The 4,965-nt window shown below is 71.3% G+C and carries 3 protein-coding genes; 2 read left to right on the forward strand and 1 reads right to left on the reverse strand.

Going from position 1 to position 4,965, the window contains the following annotated elements:
- Positions 1–128 precede the first annotated feature (128 nt).
- Complete coding sequence (gene rlmD / locus ACV4UX_RS17185; RefSeq protein ID WP_491594507.1) at positions 129–1,463, reverse strand: 23S rRNA (uracil(1939)-C(5))-methyltransferase RlmD; 1,335 nt, start codon at positions 1,461–1,463, stop codon at positions 129–131.
- Between the two features lie 117 nt (positions 1,464–1,580).
- On the opposite strand from rlmD, the gene ACV4UX_RS17190 reads away from it, so the two are divergent.
- Together ACV4UX_RS17190 and ACV4UX_RS17195 are read left to right on the forward strand one after the other, a co-directional pair.
- Positions 1,581–2,612 (forward strand): SPOR domain-containing protein, encoded by a 1,032-nt coding sequence (locus ACV4UX_RS17190; RefSeq protein ID WP_491594508.1) that lies wholly within the window; start codon positions 1,581–1,583, stop codon positions 2,610–2,612.
- 125 nt (positions 2,613–2,737) lie between these two features.
- A partial coding sequence (locus tag ACV4UX_RS17195; RefSeq protein WP_491594509.1) for a type VI secretion system Vgr family protein occupies positions 2,738–4,965 on the forward strand: 2,228 nt, incomplete at its 3' end.

Below are 4,965 nucleotides of genomic sequence, written 5' to 3' on the forward strand. Positions count from 1 at the left end.
CGCGGACTGACCCGTCCGGGCCTCCGGGAAACCGGGACGCCTCCCGGCCTGGACCGGCCTGCCCCGGATGCCGGACCGGGGCAGGGCCTGCGTCCGCGCGCCAGACCCGGCCGTCGTCTGCGGCGGTCTTATCCGTCAGCGCGCGTGAGGCGCGCCACGCATTCGATGTGCGGGGTGTGGGGGAAGAGGTCCACGGGGGTCACGCGCTCCACGCGGTAGGCCGGGGCCAGGCGGCCCAGGTCCCGGGCCAGGGTGGAGGGGTTGCAGGAGACGTAGACCACCCGGGCCGGGCTGGCCTGGGCCAGGGCCTGGAGGGCCTTGGGGTCCAGCCCTGCGCGGGGCGGGTCCAGCACGGCCACGTGGGGGATGTCCTTGCGCCGCGCCAGCACGAGTTTCACGTCCCCGGCCTGGAAGACGCAGTTGGCAAGGCCGTTGGCTGCGGCGTTGGCCTGGGCGTCGTCCACGGCGGCCTGGGAGATCTCGAAGCCCGTCACGCGCCTGGCCGAGCGCGCCAGGAAGAGGCTCAGGCCCCCCGCTCCGCAGCAGAGGTCCCAGGCGGTTTCGTCCGGGGCGAGGGCCGCGGCCTCGGCGGCCCGGGCGTAGAGCAGGGCGGCGGCCCGGGTGTTGGTCTGGAAGAAGGAATCGATGCCCACGCGCAGGGTGAGGCCGTCCACGCTCTCTTCCAGGAAGTCGTTGCCCAGGGTGAAGGCCCGGTGTTCGGCCTGGGCGATGTCGGCGCGGTCGGCGCGCACGCCCAGCACCAGCCCGTCCAGGTCCGGGCAGTCGCGCATGAGGGCCTCGCAGAGGGGGCGCAGCCTCTTGAAGGGGGCCTTGGGACCCACGATGATCTGGGCCAGCCAGCGCCCCGATGTTTCGCTCGCGCGCAGCACCAGGTGCCGCCACGTCCCCGTGCCGGTGCGCCCGAAGTAGGGCGGCAGCTGGGTCCTGGCGGCCATGGCGCACACGGCCGCCACCAGGGCCATGGCGGGTTCCGGCATGAGCCCGCACGCGGCCACCTCCACGACGCGCGAGGGGTCGAACCGCCCGCGCAGGCCCAGCGTGGGGCCGGGGCCGAAGGCGAACTCCATCTTGTTGCGGTAGCCCCGGGTCAGGGGCGAGGGCACGGTCTCGTCCACGGGGGGGGTGAGCCCGGCCAGGCGCTCCAGCTGTTCGGCCACGATCTGGCGTTTCCAGTCCAGCTGGGCCTCGTAGGCCGCGTCCTGCCAGGAGCAGCCGCCGCAGGGGCCGTAGTGGGGGCAGAAGGGGTCCACGGCGTGGGGCGAGGGCTCCAGCACCTGCTCGGCCACGGCCCGGAGGCAGCGGGGATCGTCCTTGACCACGCGGGCCAGCACCCGCGAACCGGGGAGCCCGCCCTCCACGAAGGCCACGCGGCCCTCCAGGCGGGCCAGGCCCGCGCCGCCGAAGGCCGGACGTTCGATGGAAAGTTCCAGAAGTTGCGCCATGGGCGCATCATGCCCGGCGAACCCGGCGGCGGCAAGCCCGGCGTGCGTCCCACCCGCAACGCGTCCGCTTGTGGGGGGCGGGGAAGGGGGGTATGGGATGCGCCAAGGAGTCCGCGCATGAAGACGCTCACCGCCCTGCTGACGCTTTTTCTCGCAGCCCTGGCCCTCCCGGCCCTGGCCCCTGCCCAGGACTGGCAGCTGCGCGACATCTGCGACCTGCGCAAGTCCCCGCCCGCCGGGCGTCAGGCCGGGTGCGCCCGCCTGGCCGCCGACGTGCTGGCCCTGCTGCCGGAGAAGGCCGGGCCGGGCAACCTGGCCCTGCTGGCCGACTTCTCCGACAACCTGGAGAAGGCCGGAGCGGGCTGGGACAACCCCTGCCGCGACCCCGGCCGCTGCCCGGACTTCGCCTATTCCATCCGCTACGCCATGGCGCCCCGCAAGGAGGTGACCATTCCCAAGGACAAGGTCTACACGGCCTACGTCTGCCGCGAGGGCTTTTCGGCCACCGACCAGGACGACGGCGCGTGCCGGAGCAAGCTCGTGAAGGTGCTGCGCGAAATGATCGTGCGGGCGCGCAAGGAGGGGATGTTCCTCGCGCTGCTCAAGTGCGGGGCCTCCGAGGGCGAGGCCGTGCGCCCCGACGGGGCGGGGGTGATGGGCTTCGAACTCATGTACGCCTTCGTGCCCCTGCCGGGCACGGTCTCCGGCCCGCCCCCGGTCCCTGCCGCAGTCTCTCCGACGGACCCGTCCCTGGGCGCGCGCCAGCCCCTGGGCCAGATTGCCCCGTCCGCCACGGCCCCGGCGCAGGAAGGCAGGAAGCCCGCCCCGCAGGAGGCGCGGCCGCAGGTTCCGGCCCCGGTTCCGACTCCACCACCTGCTCCCGCTCCGGCGCAGGCTCCCGTCTACCCGCCCGAGGCGCACGGGGCCGACGGCGAGGTGGTGTTCCAGGTGGCCGCGCTGCCCACCCTGGTGCAGGCCGAGGCCGTGGCCGACCGCCTGGCGAGCCAGGGCGTGGAAACCAGCTTCGAACAGGCCCAGGTGAACGGCCGCGACGTCTACCGCGTGCTGGCGCGCTCCTCCGGCAGCCCCGAGGCCCTGCGCCGCAGGCTGGCCGAACTGGGCTACCCCGGGGCCTTCCCCCGGCGCTGACCTGGCCCGTCCCCTGCCGATGCCCGCTTGACAGCGGCTGGCCGAAAAGGGATTCTCCACCCACGATGGAGGACACGGGCCGCCCGTCCGGCCCCCAGGCGCACCACCCTTGCAGGAGGCCGGACATGGCGCAGAGCCGATACGCCCGTTTCGAGTTCGACGTGGAGGGCCAGCCGGTCGGGCGCTTCCAGGTGGTGGAGTTCCAGGGGCAGGATGCGCTCTCCACGCCCTACGCCTTCACGGTCACGCTGATCTGCCAGGGCCAGGGGCCGTCCCCGGCGGAGGTGGTGCGGCGCAAGGCCACCCTGCGCATCAACGGCGACACCACCGCGAACGCCTACTCCGGCGTGGTCTTCGCCTACCAGTACATCCAGAACCGGGGCGACGTGAGCTTCTTCCGGGCCGTGCTCTCGCCCAGCTTCAAGCTCCTGACGTACACCCGGCAGAACCAGATCTTCCTGGACCAGAGCCTGCCGCAGATCATCGCAACGGTGTTCGGCCAATGCCGGTTCACGGCCTTCGACCTGCGCCTGTCGGCCGCCTATCCCGCCCTGGAGTTCGTGTGCCAGTACAACGAGTCCTGCCTGGACTTCGTCTCGCGCCTCATGGAACACCAGGGCATCTACTACTATTTCGAGGAGCAGGAGGCGGGCGAGGTGCTGGTGGTCACGGACTCGCTCATGAGCCACACCCCCCTCTCGACAGCGCCCTGCCTCTACCTGCCGCCATCGGGCATGGACGACCCGCAGCGCGAGAGCGCCGTGCATCAGCTGGTGCTCGATCACAGGATCGTGCCCGCCGGCGTGGTGCTCAAGGACTACAACTACCTGCGCCCGGACCTGGAACTCCTGGCCGAGGCCCCCGTGGCTCCCGACGGCGTGGGCGTGCACTACCACTACGGCGACCACTTCCTCACCCAGGACGAAGGCCAGCGCCTGGCGCGCATCCGCGCCGAGGAACTCCTGGCCGGTCAGGAGGTCTTCACGGGCGCGGGCACGGCCATGCTCCTGCGCGCGGGCGGCCTGGTCACCCTGGCGGGCCACCCGCTGGAGGCCTGCAACGTCCAGATGCTCGTCACCGGCGTGGAGCACAAGGGCCGCGACAAGACCCCCCTCACCTCGGGCCTGGAGCGCGCCGCCACCGCCTCGGACCAGGAGAACTACTACCGCAACACCTTCCATTCCATGGCGTCCCAGCGCCAGTTCCTCCCGGCGCGCTCCACGCCCCGCCCGCGCATCGCCGGACAGTTCCACGCCAAGGTGGACGCCGAGGGCGAGGGCCAGTACGCCATGATCGACGACCTGGGGCGCTACAAGGTGCGCCTGCCCTTCGACCTGGCCGGCCGCCCAGACGGCCAGGCCTCCTGCTGGCTGCGCCTGGCCGAGCCCTACGCCGGGCCCAAATACGGCCTGCATTTCCCCCTGCTCAAGGGCACGGAGGTGCTGCTCTCCTTCATCGACGGCGATCCGGACCGCCCCGTGATCACCGCCGCCGTGCACAACGGGCAGAACCTCAACCACGTGCGCTCCAACACCAACGCCGTCAACGCCATCAAGTCCGCCGCCAACAACCAGATCGTCATGGGCGATCTGCAGGGCCAGGAGTTCATCGGCCTCTATTCGCCCTTCCACGAGACGAGCATCGCCCTGGGCTCCACCAAGCCCGGCGGCGGGGGCAGCATGGAGTTCAAGACCAAGGGCGAGAGCCAGACCCTGGTGCTGGGCGACGAGAACAAGCTCGTGGGCGGCACGTCCATCGAGGGCACGGTGGGCGTGAAGGCCGAGATCACCGCAGGCATGGCCATGGAGATCATGGGCGGCTGGAAGTCCGAACTGGTGATGGGCAACCACTTCGGCGTGGTGGTGGGCAACGGGCTGGAGATGGGCAGCGAGTCCAAGTCGATCTTCGACACCAAGGAAATCCAGGGAACCACGGGCATCGAGATCCAGGCCGGGCTCTCGGAGGCCTATGTGGCGGCCCTCACCTCCATGCGCAACTGGTACACTGCGGCTGCGGGCCTCACGGCCGTGGCCGCCGTGCTGGGCACGGCCGCCTCCGAAACCTGGACCAAGGACGGCTGCTGGCACGACCAGGGCGACTCCGCCATCGACGAGGGCCTGGGCATCACCTTCACGGGGCTCACGGGCGTGGTGGGCATCATCGCGGGCTATTGCGGCTACAAGATCCAGCAACAGCTCAACGCCATCCAGACCGGCAGCCTCTGCAAGGCCGTCACCGAGGTGGCGATGAACAAGGACGGCTTCGAGGTGGAGGTGAACCGCTTCAACCTGGGCGCGCTCTCCCTGAGCAACGTTTCCCCCCTGCCCACGCCCATCACCCTCAAGGCCGTAGG

This window comes from Fundidesulfovibrio sp. (assembly GCF_058402725.1).

What these genes read in the sequence shown, in the direction of transcription:
- rlmD (WP_491594507.1), bottom strand. Translation starts at nt 1,463, where the DNA reads ATGGCGCAACTTCTGGAACTTTCCATCGAACGTCCGGCCTTCGGCGGC.
- ACV4UX_RS17190 (WP_491594508.1), top strand. Translation starts at nt 1,581, where the DNA reads ATGAAGACGCTCACCGCCCTGCTGACGCTTTTTCTCGCAGCCCTGGCC.